At 70.0% G+C, this 19,619-nt stretch carries 13 protein-coding genes, 1 tRNA gene and 1 riboswitch; of the genes, 6 read left to right on the top strand and 8 right to left on the bottom strand.

Going from position 1 to position 19,619, the window contains the following annotated elements; all coding sequences use genetic code 11:
- Nucleotides 1–509 precede the first annotated feature (509 nt).
- Nucleotides 510–1,058 (bottom strand): MarR family winged helix-turn-helix transcriptional regulator, encoded by a 549-nt coding sequence (locus ACGFNK_RS25265; protein WP_393419433.1) that lies wholly within the window; start codon nt 1,056–1,058, stop codon nt 510–512.
- 144 nt (nt 1,059–1,202) lie between these two features.
- On the opposite strand from ACGFNK_RS25265, the gene ACGFNK_RS25270 reads away from it, so the two are divergent.
- Nucleotides 1,203–2,462: an MFS transporter gene (locus ACGFNK_RS25270; protein WP_393419435.1), complete on the top strand. Its 1,260-nt coding sequence runs from the start codon at nt 1,203–1,205 to the stop codon at nt 2,460–2,462.
- 49 nt (nt 2,463–2,511) lie between these two features.
- On the opposite strand, the gene ACGFNK_RS25275 is transcribed toward ACGFNK_RS25270, so the two are convergent.
- The 3 genes from ACGFNK_RS25275 to ACGFNK_RS25285 form a co-directional block, all read right to left on the bottom strand.
- The gene (locus ACGFNK_RS25275) at nt 2,512–3,330 is read right to left on the bottom strand and encodes a methyltransferase domain-containing protein (protein WP_393419437.1); all 819 of its coding nucleotides are present in this window, start codon (nt 3,328–3,330) and stop codon (nt 2,512–2,514) included.
- A 56-nt stretch (nt 3,331–3,386) separates the two neighbouring features.
- Nucleotides 3,387–5,075, bottom strand: a complete 1,689-nt coding sequence (locus ACGFNK_RS25280) for a SpoIIE family protein phosphatase (protein WP_393419439.1) — start codon at nt 5,073–5,075, stop codon at nt 3,387–3,389.
- Between the two features lie 123 nt (nt 5,076–5,198).
- Nucleotides 5,199–6,599, bottom strand: coding sequence for an NAD(P)/FAD-dependent oxidoreductase (locus tag ACGFNK_RS25285; protein ID WP_393419441.1), 1,401 nt, complete (start codon nt 6,597–6,599; stop codon nt 5,199–5,201).
- 397 nt (nt 6,600–6,996) lie between these two features.
- Between ACGFNK_RS25285 and ACGFNK_RS25290 the strand changes: the two genes are divergently transcribed.
- Nucleotides 6,997–7,803: a TetR/AcrR family transcriptional regulator gene (locus ACGFNK_RS25290; RefSeq protein ID WP_393419443.1), complete on the top strand. Its 807-nt coding sequence runs from the start codon at nt 6,997–6,999 to the stop codon at nt 7,801–7,803.
- Between the two features lie 422 nt (nt 7,804–8,225).
- Here ACGFNK_RS25290 and ACGFNK_RS25295 read toward each other — a convergent pair whose 3' ends face one another.
- Complete coding sequence (locus ACGFNK_RS25295) at nt 8,226–10,322, bottom strand: asparagine synthase-related protein (protein WP_393419445.1); 2,097 nt, start codon at nt 10,320–10,322, stop codon at nt 8,226–8,228.
- A 660-nt stretch (nt 10,323–10,982) separates the two neighbouring features.
- Between ACGFNK_RS25295 and ACGFNK_RS25300 the strand changes: the two genes are divergently transcribed.
- The 4 genes from ACGFNK_RS25300 (at nt 10,983) to ACGFNK_RS25315 (ending at nt 16,542) form a co-directional block, all read left to right on the top strand.
- On the top strand, nt 10,983–12,407 hold the full coding sequence (locus ACGFNK_RS25300) for an MFS transporter (RefSeq protein WP_393419447.1): 1,425 nt from the start codon (nt 10,983–10,985) through the stop codon (nt 12,405–12,407).
- Between the two features lie 217 nt (nt 12,408–12,624).
- On the top strand, nt 12,625–13,830 hold the full coding sequence (gene lhgO / locus ACGFNK_RS25305) for an L-2-hydroxyglutarate oxidase (protein ID WP_393419449.1): 1,206 nt from the start codon (nt 12,625–12,627) through the stop codon (nt 13,828–13,830).
- A gap of 465 nt (nt 13,831–14,295) precedes the next feature.
- Nucleotides 14,296–15,126 carry a tRNA (guanosine(46)-N7)-methyltransferase TrmB gene (gene trmB / locus ACGFNK_RS25310; RefSeq protein ID WP_393419451.1) on the top strand — a complete coding sequence of 277 codons (831 nt, stop codon included), beginning with the start codon at nt 14,296–14,298 and terminating at the stop codon, nt 15,124–15,126.
- Between the two features lie 81 nt (nt 15,127–15,207).
- Complete coding sequence (locus ACGFNK_RS25315) at nt 15,208–16,542, top strand: PrsW family intramembrane metalloprotease (RefSeq protein ID WP_393419453.1); 1,335 nt, start codon at nt 15,208–15,210, stop codon at nt 16,540–16,542.
- A 68-nt stretch (nt 16,543–16,610) separates the two neighbouring features.
- On the opposite strand, the gene ACGFNK_RS25320 is transcribed toward ACGFNK_RS25315, so the two are convergent.
- The 3 genes from ACGFNK_RS25320 to ACGFNK_RS25330 form a co-directional block, all read right to left on the bottom strand.
- Entirely contained in the window at nt 16,611–17,633 is a 1,023-nt protein-coding gene (locus tag ACGFNK_RS25320; protein ID WP_393419455.1) for a M23 family metallopeptidase, read from the bottom strand.
- Between the two features lie 11 nt (nt 17,634–17,644).
- Nucleotides 17,645–17,800, bottom strand: a riboswitch (cyclic di-AMP (ydaO/yuaA leader).
- A gap of 284 nt (nt 17,801–18,084) precedes the next feature.
- On the bottom strand, nt 18,085–19,182 hold the full coding sequence (locus ACGFNK_RS25325) for a PP2C family protein-serine/threonine phosphatase (RefSeq protein WP_393419457.1): 1,098 nt from the start codon (nt 19,180–19,182) through the stop codon (nt 18,085–18,087).
- Between the two features lie 167 nt (nt 19,183–19,349).
- Nucleotides 19,350–19,423 (bottom strand) — tRNA-Met (locus ACGFNK_RS25330).
- Nucleotides 19,424–19,619: the final 196 nt, after the last annotated feature.

Raw genomic sequence — 19,619 nt, forward strand, 5'->3', positions numbered from 1 at the left:
CTGGCGTTGATTTTTGGCACGCTGTTGAGTTCTCAAGGAACGGACGCTTCCTTTGTACTCACCCTCGCAGGCTTTCCTCCGGGCTTCCCTTCGGTCTTGCGTTTCCGACTTTACCAGACTCTTTCGCGTCCGATTCCCCGTCGGGGGGTCTCGCTTTCCGACTTTTCGGCCTTCCAGCGATGTCGACTGTAGCAGATCCTTTCGGGCCTGAACCCCAGTCAACTGGTTTTGTCCTCGCGGCTGTTGGGCCGTTCCGACGTTCCAAACGTTAGCGGATGCTGTCGGCAATTCCTAATCGGGCTGCCTGCCCCCAAGGGAATTCAATTCGGGCATGCCGAAATTGACCCCGTAGGGAGATCGCACTAGTGGTTTGGTGTGCCGCTTCTGCGGCGGGAGTTGCTGCCGCAGAACCGTTACGGCCCCGTGGCAACTCGAAGAACCTTACGGATCCACGAGGGGGTTGTCAAGCTTCCCCTAAGCGACAGCTCGGCAAACCTCGGGGGGTGCCGTCAGTCCAGGTCTGTGAGCCGGCCGCCGGCGTCCGGCTGGGCGTGCTCCACGCGGCGGAGGAGGCGGGTCAGAACGTCGCCGAGGACGCCGCGTTCCTCCTGGGAGAGGTCCTGGAGCAGGTCCTCCTCGAAGACGCTGGCCAGGCGCATGGCTGCCAGCCACTTCTCGCGGCCCTCGGTGGTGAGCTCGACGATGACGCGTACGCGGTTGGACTCGTCGCGCTCTCGGGTGACCAGGCCCTCCGCCACCATGCGGTCGATCCGGTGGGTCATCGCGGCCGGGGTCAGGCCGAGGCGCTTGGCGAGGTTGCTCGGGCCCAGGCGGTAGGGGGCGCCGGAGAGGACGAGGGCCTTGAGGACCTCCCACTCGGCGTTGCTGATGCCGAGGGTGGCGGTCTGGCGGCCGTAGGCGACGTTCATACGGCGGTTGAGGCGGCCGAGGGCCGAGACGATCTTCTCTACCTGGGGGTCGAGGTCCTGGAACTCGCGCTGGTACGCGGCGATCTGCTCTTCGAGTGTCGGCTCGCCGGCGCCGGGGGTGTCGCCCATGGGCCGAAGTATGGCATGCGCTCGCTTGGTGTCTAAGTCCTTCAGTGTGTAGAGTTCAGGATCTAAGTTTAGCTTTGAAGTCTTCACTTCTAAGTCCGTGAACTACTGAAGCAGGTGAAAGTGACCAGGGCGAGGGGCGCAGCGATGCGTCGGATCCATGTGGGCAACGCACTCGGCGCGTTTGGGCTCGGCTTCACCGTCCCGTATCTGTACGTCTATGTGGCGCAGGTGCGGGAGCTCGGTGCTGTGACGGCGGGGCTTGTGCTTGCTGTCTTCGCGGTGGCCGCGCTGGTTGTGCTGCCGTTTGCCGGGCGGGCCATCGTCCGGCGTGGTGCGCTGCCGGTGCTGCTTGTCGCCCTGGTCACTGCCGCGTTGGGTGCGCTGAGTCTGGGGCTTGCGAGTAGCGGGGTGACCGTGTTGCCGGCCGCGGGGGTGCTCGGGGCGGGGCAGGCCGTGATGCAGCCGGCGCTTGCGACGATGATCGTGGATTGTTCGACTGCCGGGACTCGGTCGCGAGCCTTCGCCATGCAGTTCTTTCTGCAGAATCTCGGGCTGGGGGTCGGTGGGCTCATTGGTGGGCATCTCGTCGATGCAACGCGGCCGGGTTCCTTCACGTTGTTGTTCACGGTCGAGGCGGCGATGTTTCTGCTGCTGGTCGTGATCATGGCGACCGTACGGATGCCGGATGCGTCGCGGATCGGGAGCGGGGCGCCGCGGGACAGGGGGAGCTGGAAGGAGCTTCTCGGTAATCGGGCCATGGTGCAGTTGTGTGTGCTGGGGTTTGTGCTGTTCTTCGCCTGCTACGGGCAGTTCGAGTCGGGGCTGAGTGCGTACGGTGTCGAGGCGGCGGGGATTTCGACTTCCACGCTTGGTACGGCGCTTGCCGCCAACACGGCGGTGATCGTGGTCGCGCAGTTCGTGGTGCTGAGGTTCGTGGAGCGGCGTCGACGGTCTCGGGTGATCGCGGCTGTCGGGCTGATCTGGGCCGTCGCGTGGGGCGTGGCCGGGTATGCGGGGCTCGGGGGCGGCAGCCAGGCCATGGCCACGGCCGCGTTCATCTCGACGTACGCGCTCTTCGGGCTCGGTGAGGCGATGCTGTCGCCGACCGTGGCACCGTTGGTCGCCGATCTGGCGCCGGCGGGGATGGCGGGGCAGTACAACTCGGCGTTCGCGCTGGTGAAGCAGCTTGCGCTGGCGGTCGGTCCTGCGGTGGGCGGGCCGATGGGGGCGGCGCTGCACGGGCCGTACGTCGTGACGTTCCTGCTGTTCTCGCTGGGCATCACGTTCCTGGCCGTACGGCTGGGGCGCCGGCTCACGCCCGTACAGAATCAGCCGTCGATGGCGGGGAGCCGGGTGGTCGCGCGGAGTGAGGGGCCCTCGGAGGCCGTATCCGCGAAGGTCTGAAGCCGGGGAGAGGCGGCCGTCACCTTGGGGTGGCGGCCGCCTCTTTGTGTCAGCGGAGGGCTGTGACCAGGGTCGAGGTGAAGGAGAGCGTCGCTGTGCCGTCGGGGGCGGTATGGGCCTTGAGGAGGTCGTGGACCGTACGGCCCGCGCTGGTGAGGGCTTCCTGGCCGCCTGTTTCAATGATCGTCTGGCCCCAGGGGACGGCGGAGAAGTGGCTGGCGGCGAAGTCCGCCAGCGGGGGCAGGGCGATGCCGAAGGTGACCTCGCGGTCTGTGACCTCCTGGAAGCCTGCTCGGCGCAGGGCGGTGGTGAGGCGTTCGGCGGGGACGAAGGCGGCCGTGAAGTTTGCGGCGGCTTCCGGGCCGCCGTGTTCTGCGATGGCGCGGTGCTGGGCGGTGAAGTATGGGGACTTGTCGAGCGATGCCCACATGGTGGCGGCGAAGCGGCCCCCGGGGCGGGTCACGCGCGCCGTCTTGGCGAGCGCCGCGTCAAGGTCGGGGAAGAACTGGATGCCCTGCTGGCAGACGACCGCGTCGAAGGTGTCGTCTGCGTAAGGGAGTTGGTCGGCGGGGGCCGCGGTGAACTCGATGTCCGGGTACATGCGCGGGTGGTGTGCTTCGGCCACCTTGAGCATGCCTTCGTTCGGGTCGGCGCCGAAGACCCGGCCCGCGGGACCGACCCGGGCGGCCGCCACCCGCGCCGCGAATCCGGTGCCGCATGCGAGGTCGAGCACCGTGGCTCCGGGGAACAGGTCGACGGCGTCCACGACCGCCTCGACGAAGGGCGCCATGATCGGCGCGACGTACTGCTCGTATCGCTCGGGAGCACTGCCTGTGAGCTGGAAGCCCGATTCCGTTTGCTCTGCCATGGGGGAGCTACTAGCACCGTGTGCGGCGATCGGCCAGATGGCGCGCGGCCTCGGATCTATGTGACACGCGGAAGTGCGAACTCGCACCACACCGACTTGCCGCCGCCGGGCGTGCGGCGTGAGCCCCAGTTGGAGGCGATGGTGGCGACGATCGCGATGCCGCGGCCGGCCTCGTCGGCGGGTTCGGCGCGGCGGCGGCGTGGGAGGTGGTCGTCTCCGTCGGTCACTTCGACGATCAGGCGGCGGTCTGTGCGGCGCAGGCGCAGGCGCATGGGCGGGGTGCCGTGCTGGAGGGAGTTGGCGACAAGTTCGCTGGCGGCGAGGACGCCGAGGTCGTGCAGGTCCGTGGGGAAGCGCCAGCTCGTCAGGACGCCGGAGGCGAAGGCACGCGCGCGTGGGGCCGCTTCCACGCCGCCGAGCAGCTCCAGGGCGGCGTTTCGGAAGAGCTCGCCGTCGGAGCCCGTACGGGACGGGTGCTGGAGTACCAGGACCGCCACGTCGTCGTCGTGGTCGGCCGTCATGCCCGCCGAGCGGACGAGGCGGTCGCAGATCACCTGGGGTGTGCCCGTGGCGCCCGCGAGGGCTTCCTCCAGGGCGGCGATGCCCTCGTCCAGGTCCTTGTCGCGGCGCTCGACCAGGCCGTCCGTGTAGAGCACGGCGGTGGAGCCGGGGCCGAGCGGGATCGAACCGGAGGCGTGCATCCAGCCGCCCGTGCCGAGGGGCGGGCCGATGGGTTCCTCGGCGCGCAGGACGGTGCCGCTGTCGTCGCGTACGAGGATCGGGAGGTGGCCGGCGGAGGCGTACACGAGGCGGCCCTCGTTGGGGTCGTGGACGGCGTACGCGCAGGTGGCGATCTGGTTGGCGTCGATCTCCGTGGCGAGGCCGTCGAGGAGCTGGAGGACCTCGTGCGGGGGCAGGTCGAGGCGGGCGTACGCGCGGACGGCGGTGCGGAGTTGGCCCATGACGGCCGCGGCGCGTACGCCTCTGCCCATGACGTCGCCGATGACCAGGGCCGTACGGCCGCCGCCGAGGGTGATGACGTCGTACCAGTCGCCGCCGACTGCGGCCTCCGTGCCGCCGGGGTGGTAGACGGCGGCGACGCGCAGGTCGTCGGGTTCCTCCAGGTCCTGGGGCAGCAGGGAGCGCTGGAGGGTGACCGCGGTCTCGCGCAGCTCGCGCTCGCTGACGCGCAGGCGGTCGGCTGCCACGGCCTGGTCGGTGACGTCTGCGGCGAAGATCAGTACGCCACCCCCTTCGAGGGTGGCCGAGATGTCGACGGGGGTGCATGTGAACGTGTACGAGCGGCCGCTGGGGACCTTGCGGGACAGGACCGTACGCGGCTTGGAGCTGCGCAGGACCTGGTCGAGGAGAGACAGCAGGCCGATCTCCTCCAGCTCGGGCAGCGCCTCACGCGCGGGTTCGCCGACCGGACGTACGCCGAAGGCCTCCGCATAGGCGTCGTTGACGTACGCGAGGCGGTGCTCCGGGCCGTGTACGAGGGCTACGAGGGCGGGGATGCGGTCGAGGACCTCCCGGACCGGGAGTTCGTCCACAGCGGGGATCTGTGGGGTTTCGTCGTCGCCGACGTCATCGGTGTCGGCGACTTCGCCGGCGGTTCGCCGCTCGGCGCGGGCCGCGGGCACGGAGCCGCCCTCCGAGGGGAGCGCGTTCGACGAACTGCCGGTCCGCGCCTGAGCGCGGCGCTGCGTTCCGGGGAGCCGGGCGCTCCAGCGCGTGAAGTTCACTGTGGGACGGCCTCGTGAGATTGAAGGGCGAGCGGTCGGCCCGCCCATGGTCGTGGACCAGTGTGTCCGACCGGACCGACATCCGTCAGACGCCGGTCCCTGAGGTGGAGTTCCTGAGTCCGGTCAGGACGACCCCTTCGGGTCCTCTGGAGGCTTTCCACCGGCCGCGAGTTCGAACTCCGCACGGGGATGTTCGAGCGAACCGAGGGAGACGATCTCCCTCTTGAAGAGCCCCGCCAGCGTCCACTCGGCCATCACCCGGGCCTTGCGGTTGAAGGTCGGAACCCTGCTCAGGTGGTACGTGCGGTGCATGAACCAGGCGGAGTAGCCCTTCAACTTGCGCCCGTAGACGTGTGCGACGCCTTTGTGCAGTCCCAGGGAGGCCACCGAGCCGGCGTACGCATGGGAGTACGTCTCCAGGGGCTCGCCGCGCAGGAAGTGGACGATGTTGTCGCCGAGGGTCCTGGCCTGGCGCACCGCGTGCTGGGCGTTGGGGGCGGTCTCCGTGCCGGGCTGCTTGGAGCTGACGTCGGGGACGGCGGCGGCGTCTCCCGCGGCCCACGCGTGCGTGACGCCCTCGACGGTCAGTTCGGCGGTGCACTTGAGGCGGCCGCGCTCGTTCAGCGGCAGGTCGGTGGCGGCCAGGATCGGGTGCGGTTTCACACCGGCGGTCCATACGACCGTACGCGTCGGGAAGCGCGCGCCGTCACTCAGTACGGCGACCCGGTCCACACACGACTCGAGGCGGGTCTCCAGGCGTACGTCGATATTGCGGCGGCGCAGTTCGGTGACGGTGTACTTGCCCATCTCCTCGCCGACCTCGGGCAGGATGCGGTTCGAGGCCTCGACGAGGATCCACTTCATGTCCTCGGGCTTGACGTTGTGGTAGTAGCGCGCGGTGTAGCGGGCCATGTCCTCGAGTTCGCCGAGGGCCTCCACGCCGGCGAAACCGCCCCCGACGAAGACGAAGGTCAGGGCCGCGTCGCGGATCGCGGGGTCGCGGGTCGAGGAGGCGATGTCCATCTGCTCGATGACGTGGTTGCGCAGGCCGATGGCCTCTTCGACGGTCTTGAAGCCGATGCCGTGGTCGGCGAGGCCCGGGATGGGGAGGACGCGTGAGACGGAGCCGGGCGCGAGGACGAGCTGGTCGTAGGAGATCTGTTCCGGCTCCGCGCCCTCTTCCAGGGTGGCGAGTGTGGTGAGGGTCGCGGTGCGCTTGGCGTGGTCGATGGACTGGGCCTCGCCGATGACGATCTTGCACTGGTCGAGAACGCGGCGCAGCGGCACGACGACGTGGCGGGGCGAGATGTTTCCCGCGGCGGCCTCGGGCAGGAACGGCTGATAGGTCATATAGGGATCTGGCGTGACCACGACAATTTCTACGTCGCCGCGCTTGAGCTCCGCCTTCAGCTTCCGCTGGAGTCGCAGAGCGGTGTACATCCCGACGTAACCGCCACCGACGATGAGAATGCGCGCACCGTTCGGGCGTTCGGGGGTCGTCCCCCGGGAGATCGCAGTGTTCACCCACCCATGACGCAACGCGCTCTTGATTTTGTCCACAGCCCCGACAATTTGTGTGACCCGCCGCCTGAGACGCGCAGAGTTGGCCGATTTGCCGGAGTGCACGGAAGATGCGCAGGTCAGATGGGGTGGACAGGAGGAGGGTGGGTGTCTTAATCGGGACGTATGCGGTCCGTAGTCCGATCGGGGGGCGCACTGTGCGGAACCTGCCCCTTCTGAATTGACCCTTACTCAACTATGTTCGTGTCTCATCGGGGTGTAGGGGGAAGCACTCGGCGGGTCCGCACGACTGGTACGACGGATACCACGGGTCGTGGGGCCGATGCCTGTTCCGCTCGCTCCGGCTTGTCAATGGCGGGGAGAGTCTCCGGGGGGAGACGTCATTACCGGGGGAACACATATGCATGTTCAAGAAACTCATTGGTCATCCGCGTCTGCCATCGCAGGCGGCGGCGCGGTCGGTGCGGCGATGGGGAACGGACGCGGTGCGGGGGACGCATCGCGGACGACACCGCTGCGCGTGGATGCACAGCGCAATCTGGAGCACGTACTGCGTGCGGCACGCGAAGTCTTCGGCGAGCTGGGATACGGCGCGCCGATGGAGGACGTGGCACGGCGCGCACGGGTCGGCGTGGGCACGGTGTACCGGCGCTTCCCGAGCAAGGACGTCCTGGTCCGGCGGATCGCCGAGGAGGAGACCTCCCGGCTGACCGACCAGGCCCGGGCGGCGCTCGGCCAGGAGGACGAGCCGTGGTCGGCGCTCTCGCGCTTTCTGCGGACGTCTGTGGCTTCGGGTGCGGGGCGGTTGCTGCCTCCGCAGGTGTTGCGGGTGGGCGTCGTGGAGGACGGTGCGGTTCTCGACGAGGCGCTGGTGCCGCAGCAGCGGGCGCAGTCGGTGTCCGGCTTCGGATCCGGCAACGGCTCCGGCTCCGGTGAGCTGCGGCTCGTGGAGCAGCGATCCGGGTCCGACGGGGAGGTCGCTGCGGCGGACGACGACGCGGGGGCCGCTCAGCTGCTCGAGGTCGTGGGGCGGCTTGTGGAGCGGGCTCGGGCGGCGGGTGAGCTGCGGACGGACGTGACCGTGTCGGACGTGCTGCTGGTGATCGCCACGGCGGCGCCGTCGCTGCCGGATGCGGCGCAGCAGGCTGCGGCTTCGGCGCGGTTGCTGGACATTTTGCTGGAGGGGCTGCGGTCGCGTCCCGCGTAGAGCATGGGGCGGGCGTGTTGCACGTTCGGCCACTTCGCTGAGGCCCGTACGGGGAAAGGGGGCTGACCTTTTTCCCCGTACGGGCGCGCGTGCGTGCCTCGCCGCACGTGGGCGGGGTGCCGGTAAGGGGATGCTTGGCGGGGTTTCATTTCCCCAAGCCCGCCCCTTCCCGAAGGCAAGGGGCTCCGCCCCTTCGACCCCGACGGGGCTGCGCCCCAGACCCCCATCGGCCTGACGGCCTCGTCCTCAAACGCCGGACGGGCTGGTTGATGAGGGCCTGCGCTGGAAAGTTCCGCCTGGGCGGCGGAGCTCCGGCGTGGAGCCACAGCCCCTCCGGCGTTTGAGGAGCGGTGAGCCGAGCCTGGCTCCGGGATGGGACGGGTAGGGGCGGGGGGGCGAGAAACCCCTCACCGAAACCCCCACTACCCCTGCCGAGCCGCCGCCGCCCCCAACGCACCCCTCTCAGGCGCGATCCCCCCGGGCACCGCCCGCTGTCGCGCGGGCGTCCCGGTCCAGCACGTGCCCCTGCGGTCCAGCAAGCGGCCGAGCCATAGCTCCAGGGAGACGAGGTCTGCCAGGCCCTCCAGGGGCAGGGGTTCGCCTTCCGCCGCCGCTCGGAGGGCCTTGCGGACGACCCTGGCCTCTATCAGGCCTGCCTGGGCCAGGAGTGGGGTGTCGAAGAGGGCTACCAGGGTGTCCGCGGCGGCGCGCAGGCCCGTGCGCGCGGCAGCTGCCGACGTGGCGTGGGAGGGGGCGCCCCAGCCGGGTGGGAGGTCGGCTACGCCGGCGCCCTCCAGGACCGTACGGAGTATGGCGGCTCGGGCGCCGGGCTGGACTCGGAGGGCCTCGGGGAGGGCTCGGCAGGCGCGTACGACCTGGTTGTCGAGGAAGGGAGCGTGCAGGCGCTGGAAGCGGATCTCGGCGGCCTGTTCCAGGATGCGGAGGTCGGCGGCGTGCCGGGCGAGGGCGGCGCGGGCTCGGAAGTCGCCGGGGCGCTGGCCGGGGCCGACACTCGCCCGGGACGTCGCGCCCGTCAGGCGAACCGATACTTCAGCGAGCGCCTCGCCGGTGAGCCAGCGTGCGGCGGGGCCCGGTCTGGCCCAGGTGAGCGCTGCGAGGGACGCCCCCACGGCACCTCCGGGCTCGTCGAAGCGCCTGTGCAGCAGCCGGTCGGCGAGACCCTGTATGCCGACGAGATAGGGCGTACGGGCGAGCTTGCGCGCCGCGCCGTACACGCGCGCGGGGACCATGACCGAGCCGTCCGCCTTCGCCAACGCGGCGACGGGGCGCACCAGATGACGTCGTTTGCGGTCCATCAGCAGATCGGCGAGGCGTGCCGGGTGCGCGTCCAGGACCTGCCGGGCGCCGTACCCCGTGAAGTGGTCCGCGCTGCCCGCGGCGAGCCGCGCGCGATGGCGGGCGGCGGTCACGAGGGAGGGGCCCGGCTCGTCCGTCAGCGGGCCTTCCAACTCGGCGTAGGGGAGGACCTCTTCGCCGCCGGCGACCACTACGTGGTGCAGCCGGGGGTTGGCTGCCAGCGTCCCGGCGCGCTCCAGTTCGGCCTCACGGCCCTTCACGGCGAGGTCGTTGAAGGTGACCGCGAGGAGGCGCTCGCCGGCGCCGGTGCCGTGCCCGAGGACGGTGCCCGGCATTCCGGGGAGGCCGGCGGCAAGGAGGGCGAGGGTTCCCGAAGCGGGGCCTCCGGAGAGGTCGGCCCCTATGCCGGGTACGGGCATGCCGCGTGCCGCACGCCGCTCAGCGGGCCCCATGCCGGGCACGGGACCGGGGTCCACATCGGCGCCGGGGACATGGCGGGGAGCGGCGAGACGGGCGCGTACGGACTCCACGAGGGCGTCGCGTACGGCGTCCACCGCGCTGTCGGGGTCGACGGTGGCGGCCGCGACGGCGAGAGAGGCGACCGGTTCGTAACCGGCGATCTCGCGTGCGCCGGCGCGCAGGATCAGCGCGTGCCCCGGCGGAATGCGCTGCACGCCCAGGTAGGGCGTGGAGTTGTGCAGGGCGGCGGGTACGTCGGGGGCGGCGAGGATGGCTGCGAGGTGTCCGAAGTCGAGGTTGGCCTCGATGAGGTCGGCGAGGGGGAGCGCGGCCGTGGCATACGCCGTGCCGCCCGCCCAGGGGGTGTAGAACACCGGCCGTGCGCCCGCCAGATCGCCGCACACCATCACCCGGCGGCCCACCTGGACAACGGCGGTGTAGCTGCCGGACCAGGCCGTCAGATGGCGAAGTGCCCCTCCGCGCGCGGCGACCAGGCCCACCCGCAGCTGTTCGTCGGAGGCGCCGCAGGTGCCGAGCACGGCGATCCGGTTCTGTGCGTCGGCCTTCACGACGCGCACCTCGTCGGGGCGCCAGTCGCCGACCGCCCAGAGCGGATCGGGGTCGCCCCACAGGAGTTGGGACCCCACCGGGTGCACCGTCTCGCCATTGCTGCCGGTGGCCCCCGCCGAGCCGATCTCAGGAGCCGCAGTGGCGGTACTGCTCCACCCCACCAACCACCGCATCGCCGCCTCCACAGGCTGTGGACAACCAGTGCACCGTACGAACTGGGCACCATGCTGCCACGAAGAGAGCGCGCCGGTGGGTCCTGCCGCCGCTAGTGCACCCCAGAGTGCGCCCCTGAGGAGATGCCCGCAATGGAGCGAACGCACGCACGGAGCACGGAGATTACGACGCGAATGCGCCCCCGGTTCGCTCCCCCACGACACTCAACGCGCCCTCAAGTGCCATGGTAGGAGGGATTTTCGAGCTCAGAAGGCAGGGGCGAAAATCAGCCAAATCGGCGATGGGCGCACGGGCGTACACACGCTCCGTACAGGCCCTGCGCAACACACGATCCGGGAGGCGCAGTTCGCCTCCCGGACCGGTCCGCCGCCCGCGGGGATATGAGACGGCGGTGTCCCCCAGCCCGCTGGATCCAGTACAGCGGGCCGACCCACGCAGGATCCATGGAAGCGATTCGACGGTGGCCGGAGAAGAGCGCACGGCCGGGCGCACAGCCACACACCAGGAGCACACCACAACGCTGCGTACTTCCCAGCGGACCACAATCTCGCCATCCGGAACTATGCCTCTTAACGCATGGGATGCGGCGAACTACGCTGGGTTTACGAATGCCGCGTGGTTATGCCAACGCGGCAGCCGTCTGTGTCGAGGGGTGGCGCATGTCCAGGGAGCAACGCGGGCCGAACGAAAAACTCGGCGCCGTTCTCGCCCTCGCGGGAATCAGCAACGCAGGCCTCGCCCGTCGCGTCAACGATCTTGGCGCACAGCGCGGACTGACTCTTCGCTATGACAAGACGTCGGTGGCGAGATGGGTGTCGAAGGGCATGGTGCCGCAGGGTGCCGCCCCGCACCTCATCGCCGCGGCCATCGGCCAGAAGCTCGGCCGCCCCGTACCGCTCCACGAGATCGGTCTGGCGGACGCGGATCCCGCCCCCGAAGTGGGCCTCGCCTTCCCCCGTGACGTAGGACAGGCCGTGCGGGCCGCGACGGACCTGTACCGTCTCGACCTCGCCGGGCGCAAAGCCGGCTCCGGAGGCATCTGGCAGTCGCTGGCCGGTTCGTTCGCGGTGAGCGCGTACGCGACTCCCGCCTCCCGGTGGCTGATAACCCCGGCCGACAGTTCGGTGGCCCGCGACGCGAGCCCTGCGGACGGCTCCGGAGCACCGCTGAAAGTCGGCCACAGCGACGTACAGAAGCTGCGTGAGGCCGCCGAGGACGCCAGGCGCTGGGACTCCAAGTACGGAGGCGGCGACTGGCGTTCGTCCATGGTGCCCGAGTGCTTGCGAGTGGAGGCGGCGCCACTGCTGCTCGGCGCGTACTCGGACGAGGTGGGCCGGGCGTTGTTCGGCGCCTCGGCCGAACTGACCCGCCTTGCGGGGTGGATGGCCTTCGACACCGGCCAGCAGGAGGCCGCACAGCGGTACTACATCCAGGCGCTGCGTCTCGCGCGCGCGGCGGCCGATGTGCCTCTGGGGGGCTACGTACTGGCCTCCATGTCCCTCCAAGCGACGTACCGCGGCTTCGGCGACGAGGGCGTAGACCTCGCCCAGGCCGCCCTGGAGCGCAACCGTGGCCTGGCCACGGCCCGCACCATGAGCTTCTTCAGCCTCGTCGAGGCACGCGCACACGCGCGTGCCGGCGACGCCCAGGCGGCCGGCGGGGCCCTGAAGGCCGCCGAGGGCTGGCTGGAGCGGGCCCGCGACGGCGACCAGGACCCGTCCTGGCTCGGCTTCTACTCGTACGACCGTTTCGCCGCCGATGCCGCCGAGTGCTACCGCGATCTCAAGGCTCCGCGCCAAGTGCGCCGCTTCACCGAGCAGGCACTGTCGAAGCCGACGGAGGAGTTCGTGCGGTCGCACGGCCTGCGTCTCGTGGTGTCCGCGGTTGCCGAGCTGGAGTCGGGGAACCTGGACGCCGCGTGTGAGCAGGGCGTACGGGCGGTGGAGGTGGCGGGGCGGATCTCTTCGGCCCGCACCACGGAGTACGTGAAGGATCTTCTGCATCGGCTGGAGCCGTATGGGGATGAGCCGCGGGTGGTGGAGCTGCGGGAGAGGGCTCGGCCGTTGCTGGTCGCTCCCGCGTAGAGCTGGGTCCTTCGCGTCTGCCCGGTTGGTGTGGTTTTGTGGCTGTGGGTTGTCTGTGGCTGATCGCGCCCACGCGGCGGAGCCGCAAATCGACACAGCCCCGCGCCCCATTCGGGCCTACGGCCCTCAATCGGGGCGGCGGGGCCCCTGCGCCGATTTTCGGGGTTTCAGCGCGTTGTCAGTGGCGCAGTGCACTATCTAAGTGGGAGGTGGGAAGGTGCGACGCGTGATCGTTTATGACTGTGATGTGGTCGTGGTCGGCGGGGGGATCGTTGGGCTGTCCACGGCTTATGCGATTACGCGGGCCGCGCCGGGGACTCGGGTGATGGTGCTGGAGAAGGAGCCGGGGCCGGCTCAGCACCAGACGGGGCGCAACAGCGGGGTGATCCACAGCGGGATCTACTACCGGCCCGGGTCCCTCAAGGCGCGGTATGCCGTGCGGGGCGCGGCCGAGATGGTCAAGTTCTGCGCGGAGTACGGGATCGCGCATGCCGTTACGGGGAAGCTGATCGTCGCCACGGAGCGGGACGAGTTGCCGCGGCTGCATGCGCTGGTGCAGCGGGGGCGGGAGAACGGCATTCCGGTACGGGAGCTGGGGGCGTCCCAGATCGCCGAGTACGAGCCGGAGGTTCAGGGGCTTGCCGCCATTCATGTCGCCACGACCGGTGTCTGCGACTTCGTGGGCGTCGCTCGGCAGCTCGCGGACGCCTCGGGGGCGCAGATTCGGTACGGGGCGGAGGTCACGTACATCGACCGGCGGCCCGATCTCGGGGTCGCTGTTCGTACGGGAGATGGAGACGTCGTACGCGCGCGTGTGCTGGTCAACTGTGCGGGGCTGCACTGTGACGAGATCGCTCGCCTTGCAGGGGACGAGCCCAGGATGCGGATCGTGCCGTTCCGGGGGGAGTACTACTCGCTGGCGCGGCCCTGGCTGGTGAAGGGGCTGGTGTATCCGGTGCCGGATCCCGCGTTTCCGTTCCTCGGGGTGCATCTCACGCGCGGGATCGACGGGGGCGTTCACATCGGGCCGAACGCTGTGCCGGCGTTGGCCCGTGAGGGGTATGACTGGCGGACCGTGCGGGCTCGGGAGCTGGGGGCGACGCTTGCCTGGCCCGGAGCCTGGCGGATAGCTCGGCGGCACTGGCGGTATGGCGGGGGTGAGCTGCGGCGGTCTTTGTCCAAGGCGGCGTTTGCCGGGGCTGTGCGGCGCTTGTTGCCGGCGGTTACTCAGGATGACCTGGTTCCGGCTTCTGCGGGCGTTCGCGCCCAGGCGGTCCTTCGGGACGGCACGTTGGTGGACGACTTCCTTCTGCGGGAAGGGCCGCGCACGGTGCATGTGCTGAACGCGCCGTCCCCTGCGGCTACCGCTTCGCTTCCGATTGGGCGTGAGGTGGGGCGGAGGGTTCTGGAGGCGTTGGGGTGACCGCGGGGGTTTCTTTCCCCAGCCCCGCCCCTTCCCGAAACTGGGGCTGCGCCCCAGGCCCCCCGCAAGGGGGTGGGGGTGACAGGTCGTGTCGCGGCTACGGGTGCGTCGTGGCTGGTCGCGCAGTTCCCCGCGCCCCTGAAAAGCAAAAGCCTGCGGCTCCACTCGCCCCAGCCACAACGTGCCCGCACCCTCCCACCGGCGGGAGGGGACGTGGGCCGGTGCGTCGTATGCCCGTCGCGTAGGTTCTGTCTCAGACCACCTGCGCCCTGTGTCAGACGAAGGGCCGTATGCCCACCCTGCGACGGGCTGACGCACCGGCCCACGGCCCCGACCCACCACCCACCCAAGGGGCGCGGGGCTGTGACATCAGCGGCTCCGCCGCGGGGCGCGACCAGCCACAACGCACCCGCACCCGAAAACGAACCCACCCGCCCAACCGCCGGAGGCAACCCGCTCCGTAAAATGAACCGCACTGTGTCTGAGCGCCAAAACACCGAAGAACCCCGCCGTCCCCACCCCCGCGCCAAAGGCGAACCCCGCTTCCCCGACGGCCCCCGCGCCGACCCCGCAGGGTCCCACTTCGAGCGGCGGATCCGTAGCTTTCAGCCGCGGCGGAGTCGGGTCACGCATGGGCAGGCCGACGCCTTGCAACGGCTCTGGCCAAAGTGGGGGCTTGATATCGATGGCCGGCGGAAGATCGACCTCACCGACCTGTTCGGGAACGACAAGCCCGTCGTGCTGGAGATCGGGTTCGGGATGGGCGAGGCCACCGCTCAGATGGCCGCCGAGGATCCCGCCACCAACATTCTCGCCGTCGACGTGCACACCCCTGGCCAGGGGAATCTGCTCAATCTCGCGGACCGACACGGGCTGTCCAACATCCGGGTCGCGAACGGCGACGCGATCATCCTGCTCAGGGAGATGCTCCAGCCGGACTCCCTGAGCGGACTGCGCGTGTACTTCCCGGACCCCTGGCCCAAGAAGCGCCACCACAAGCGCCGCCTGATCCAGCCGGACTTCCTCACACTCGCCGCGTCCCGCCTCAAGCCCGGCGCGCTGCTGCACTGCGCCACGGACTGGGAGCCGTACGCCGAGGTGATGCTCGAAGTCCTCACCGCGCACCCGGACTTCGAGAACAGCCGGCCGGGCGGCGGTTTCGCGCCCCGTCCGGACTTCCGCCCGCTGACCCGTTTCGAGAGCCAGGGCCTGGACAAGGGACATGTGGTGCACGACCTGCTGTTCCACCGCGTGCCGCGCAGCACCCCGCACGACGCCCCACCCAGAACCCCATAAAGCCCGTCCGAATCCAGCGAACCCAGCGGAGCGCAAACGTACCGTCGCAAGCCCAGCCCCTCCCTGGTTAGGGTCGATGTTGTGGCCACCAGTCCCCCGTATCCGGCGTACCCGGCGTACCCACCACCTCCCGGCACCCACGCCGGAGGCACCCGGCGGCATACACACTGGTGGCGCCGCAGGTGGGTGCGCTACGGCGCGCTGATCACCCTGCTCGCCCTCTCCGGTCTCGTCATCCTGGCCCTGGTCCGCGAACAGACCGGCACCGAGGGCTTTTTGGTGGGCCTTGGCCTTGCCGTGCTGCCCGTCCCGCTGCTGATCGCCGCGTTCCGCTGGCTGGACCGGGTCGAGCCGGGGCCCTGGCGGAACCTGACGTTCGCGTTCGCCTGGGGCGCCTGCGCGGCGGCGCTGATAGCGATCGTCGCGAACAGTTTCGCGACGCGTTGGATAGCCACGGCCACCGCGGACCCGTCGAGCGCCGACACGATCGGCGCGACGGTCATAGCGCCCGTCGTGGAGGAGAGCGCGAAGGCCGCCGCCGTCTTACTTGTCTTCCTGTTCCGCAGACGGGACTTCACCGGGATCGTCGACGGCGTGGTGATAGCCGGGCTCACCGCGACCGGCTTCGCGTTCACCGAGAACATCCTCTACCTCGGCACCGCCTTCGGCACCGACCAGCTCAGCGGCGGGGACGGTATCGCCTCCGTCACCGCCGCCACCTTCTTCGTACGCGTGATCATGTCGCCCTTCGCGCACCCGCTGTTCACCGTGCTCACCGGCATCGGCTTCGGCATCGCGGCGCTCTCGGCGGACCGCCAGCACATACGACGCGTACTGCTGCCCTTCGCGGGCCTGCTGCTGGCGATGGGCATGCACGCCCTCTGGAACGGCTCGTCGACCTTCGGCACATACGGCTTTTTCGCGGTGTACGCGGCGTTCATGGTGCCCGCGTTCGGCCTGCTGACCTGGCTGGTCATCTGGACGCGGCAGCGTGAGCTCGGTACGGTGCGCGCCGAGCTGCCCGCATACGCCATGGCGGGCTGGCTGACCGTTCCCGAGCCGTTCGTGCTCGGCTCGATGAAGGCGCGGCGACTGGCCCGCGAGTACGCCACGTATCACGGCGGGCGCCCGGCGGGGCGGGCGGTTGCGGAGTACGAGGCCTACGCGACGTCCCTCGCGTTCCTGCGCCACCGGGGGCGCCGCGGCCGTGCGGGCGCCGATTTCGTCGTACGGGAACGGGAGTTGCTCCACGAGCTGTGGGCCCGCCGCGAGCTGGCCCGTCCCGCACTGGCGTACGCGGCCCGGTCCACGGCACCACTCCCGGTGCCGCCACCGTGGCCTGCGTACGGGAACGCCTACGGGCAGGCGTCGCCCTTCCCGGCGTATGACCCGGCCTACAACCCCTACCGGAACTAGGCGAAAAGCAGGACGCCATCCGCTTCTCGTCCGAAAAGCGGATGGCGTCGAAGAGCTGACCTACGGGTTTACGGGTTGAGCCCCTTGCTCCGCAGCCAGGCCATCGGGTCGATTCCGTCGCCGCCCGACGTCTTGACCTCCATGTGGAGGTGCGCCCCGGTGACGTTGCCGGTCGCGCCTACGCGGCCGATGACCTCGCCCGTGCTGACCTTCTGGCCGACGCTGACGCTGATCGAGGACTGGTGGGCGTACCAGATCTCCGTGCCGTCGTCGAGCTTGAGCTTCGTGAGGTAGCCGTACGAGCCGTTCCAGCCGGCCTCGGTGATGGTGCCGCTGTGGACCGCCTTGAGCGGCGTACCCGACGGGGCGGCGAAGTCCAGGCCGGTGTGGCTCCCGGAGGACCACAGGGCGCCGGACTGACCGAAGGTCGAGGTGATGGTGTACGAGGACGTCGGCAGCGCGAAGCTCCTGGCGAGCTCGGCGAGGCGCTCCGCCTCGGCCTTCTGCCGGGCCTCCTCCGCCGCCTTCTCCTTGGCTGCCTCGGCCTTGGCCCGGGCAGCTTCCCGCTCCTTGGCGGCCTGCTCGGCGGCCTTCTTGGCGGCGGCGGTCGCCGCGGCCTGCCTGGCCTCGCGGTCCACCTGGTCCTGCTGCCGCTCGGCCTGCAGGATGATGCGGGCGCGCAGGGCCTCGCCGGCGTCGGAGTTGCCCTGCTCGGCGTCCGCCGTGGTCAGACCGGCCTGGGTGAGCGGTGTCGCGGAGCCGGCCTCTTCCTCTTCCTCGGGGTCGTCCGAGATCAGGGGAAGGTCGGGCAGGGTGATGGAGACCGGCGGCTTGCCGGTCTGCGCGCTGGCCATGCCGCCCGCGCTGACGGCAGCTATGACTCCGACGCCCAGAACCGTGGAGCTGCGCGCAAGGCCTCCGCCGCGCTGCTTGCCGACGCGGTGCCTGCCGCGAACGGGCTTGAGGGAATCCTCGGTGGGGTTCCACTCCTCCCAGGTCTCCTCGTCCTGGCGTTTGCCGTAGCCGAATGAGTCGGGCTGCTGCTCACTCGGCGCGAACGAAGTCTGGGGGGCAGGCCGGTTGGACGCCACGTAGGCGCACTCCTTTCCTTCCTTGTCGCCTACCGGGTTAGCTGACGGGTTCGGAGCAGGAAGGTCTCCTACGCGCGTCGCTCACGGTGTCTCCACCGGGAACGACGCCCGATTCACCCCAAGTGGTGGTTCCCCGGTTCCCTTGCGGGATTCGGCGCGTGCGCACGGAGCCGACTCTTGTGACGGCTGGGACGACCGCGCTGCGTTATCGAACGTTAATAGAGGCAGGCACCGGATTCCAAGCTGTTCCGGAGATTCGTTGGCGGTCTTGGCCTGGACTTTCAGGTCATGAGCGGGATGAATCGGGCGAGTTGATCCTGACTCGCGGGTAATTCACTGCTGTGACTTCTGTTGACAATGTTTCAGTTGCTAACCGGAGTGGGTTGGTCCGACTACTACCGGTGATATTGACCCCGCAGGCATCAGACCCGGGGCGGTTCAAGAACCCGCCTCACGGCCTCCTGACCGCCAGCAGCGCCATGTCGTCCGTCGCGCCGCCGACTCCCGTGTGCCGGACGACCTCCTCCACGAGCGTGGCGAGCAGCGCCCGCGGTCCGTGGAAGGTCCGGCCCGCGAGGCACTGAGCCGGGTCGAAGAAGACGCCGTGCCGGTCCCGGGCCTCGGTCACCCCGTCCGTGTAGAAGAGCAGGGTGGCCCCGCCGGGGAACGGGACCTCCTGCGCCCGGTCGGGCCACGGGCCCAGTTCGCCCATCCCGAGCGGCAGTGCGGGGTCCTCGGACCGCAGCGTGTCCAGCGAGCCGTCCCGGTACAGCAGGAGCGGCCAAGGGTGACCACGGTGGACGAGGCGTACGACGGCGTCGGCGTGCGGGAGCTCGGCGAGTACGGCGGTGGTGAAGCCCTCGACCGCCTCGAGGCCGCCTCGCCGGGCGGCCTCGCGCACCAGCGCCCGCTCCAGCCGCTGCGCCACCGCCTCCAGGGTCGCCTCCTGCTCGGCGGCCTCCCGGAAGGCCCCGATGAGCACGGCAACGGCCGCCACCGCGCCCATGCCCTTCCCCCGTACGTCGCCGACGACGAGCCGTACGCCGTGCGGGGTGTCCTGCACGGCGTACAGGTCGCCCCCGATGAACGCGTCCGCCTGCGCCGCCTCGTACCGCGCCGCGATGTCGAGCCCGCCGATCCGTTCGGCCGGTTCGGGCAGTACGGCGCGCTGGGCCGCCTCCGCGATCTCGCGAGCGGAGGCGAGACGTTGGTCACTGCGGCGTACGAGGCGGTTGATGGCGAGGGCCAGCACGGCGACCGCCGTCGCGGTGGCGACCTCGGTGGCCGAGCCCACGTCGAAGGGCCCTCTGATGTGCAGCAGGGACAGGGCGGCGACGGCCACGAGTCCGGTACGCAGCGTGTTGCCGAACGTGGAGAGGGGCGCGGCGACGAGCGGGGCGACCGTGAAGAAGGGCACCGCGGTGAAGGGGGGCGGGGTGAGGAAGTCGTAGCAGACGCCCGCGATGATCAGCAGCACAGGGAGCGCACGGACGAGAGTCCGGAGGTCAGCGATCCTCCGCCCACCAGTCTCCACTTCTCCGGGCCCCACCACTGCTCTCCCGCCCTTCACCGCGCTCGGTCACAGGTTTCCCGGCGGGTGGTCGGGGGGCGACCTGTGCGGGCCGAGTGGGTGAGCGGGCCATGGGGGACAGGACCGTCGGGAACCCGGAAAGCACTCAGGGCCGGAACCCGTAGGTTCCGGCCCTGAGTGTTCAGTAGCGGGGACAGGATTTGAACCTGCGACCTCTGGGTTATGAGCCCAGCGAGCTACCGAGCTGCTCCACCCCGCGTCGGTAAGACCAGTGTACGCCATCCGCGGGACGCTCAGCACACGCGTTTTCGCCGCCTGCTGTAGGTTCCGGGTCCGCGTTAGCAGTGTCGGTCGATCTCTAGCAGTCGGCTAGCAATCTTCCGACGCGCGTTAGCAACGCCTGTGGTCGGTGGTGGTCAGTCCCGGGAACTTCTCGGTCATCCGGCCTCTTGGTC

The sequence above is a fragment of the Streptomyces sp. NPDC048825 genome, assembly GCF_043198355.1.
Lineage (GTDB): Bacteria > Actinomycetota > Actinomycetes > Streptomycetales > Streptomycetaceae > Streptomyces > Streptomyces xiangluensis.